Source organism: Mesorhizobium sp. M4A.F.Ca.ET.090.04.2.1 (assembly GCF_003999085.1).
Classification (GTDB): domain Bacteria; phylum Pseudomonadota; class Alphaproteobacteria; order Rhizobiales; family Rhizobiaceae; genus Mesorhizobium.
Genome location: NZ_RZOT01000959.1, coordinates 1 through 820 on the forward strand (window position 1 = coordinate 1; position 820 = coordinate 820).

An 820-nucleotide genomic window follows, 5' to 3' on the forward strand; every position below is an offset into this window, starting at 1 on the left:
GGTGCCGGCTGGGTGGGGCGCGGCCGCGGCGCCTGGGCCTGCTGCTGGCCGCTGTCTCCGGTCAATGCCGGGCGGCGCGGTGCTGCAAGCCTGATGTCGCGCTCGACGACGACGTCGGTCGGGCCGCCGATCAGGATGAGGTGTTCAATGTCGTCGCGGCGCACCAGCACCAACCGGCGGTGACTGTCGACCGCCGTGGCGTCCATGACGGCCAGCCTGGTCTTGCGGTTGCGGCCGCCGGCGACGAATGTCCCGAACGTCAGGCTGCGCACCAGCTTGATGATGAGGAGAACGACCACCAGCAGAACGAGCGCGGCAAACGTCCACAGGATTGCGGCGACATAACCAGGACCCGCCACGCTATCCAGCCACTGCAGCATCGGTGCACCGCCCTTTTTTGAGGTGACGCGACACTAAACCGTGCGGACCAGCCGCCGCAAGTTGGCATCACGCTTCGTGAACAGTTTGAAACACGAATCCATTGCCCGGCGCCATTTTTATCTGACATTTGCCGCCGGGGCCTTTTCCGCTACAGGAGAATGTGATTCAACCGGCCGTCCGCGGGGTGTCGGGCACCGGAATCACGAGCAGGGGGCACATGGCCAAGGAAACGCGCGGCGATTTCTATCCGGTACCGATCGTCGACCAGAACACGCGTCCGGGTGCCGTGACCCGGCTCATCATCTTCATCGTTGTCCTGACCGGTGCGGCGATCGTTTTCGGGCTTTTCCGCGAGCGCCTCGGCGATCCCTTCCTGCTCGGCATGCTCGGCGTGCTGGCGATGATCGGCGTCGGCTTCCTGTTTGCCACCGCTATCGGC

The 820-nt window shown here is 64.9% G+C and carries 1 protein-coding gene and 1 pseudogene; one reads left to right on the plus strand and one right to left on the minus strand.

Annotation, left to right across the window (positions count from 1 at the left end):
* Positions 1 to 380, minus strand: a pseudogene (locus EN781_RS33460) (flagellar biosynthetic protein FliO); the annotation flags it as partial.
* Positions 381 to 598: 218 nt separating this feature from the next.
* Between EN781_RS33460 and EN781_RS33465 the strand changes: the two are divergent.
* A partial coding sequence (locus tag EN781_RS33465; protein WP_145965827.1) for a hypothetical protein occupies positions 599 to 820 on the plus strand: 222 nt, incomplete at its 3' end.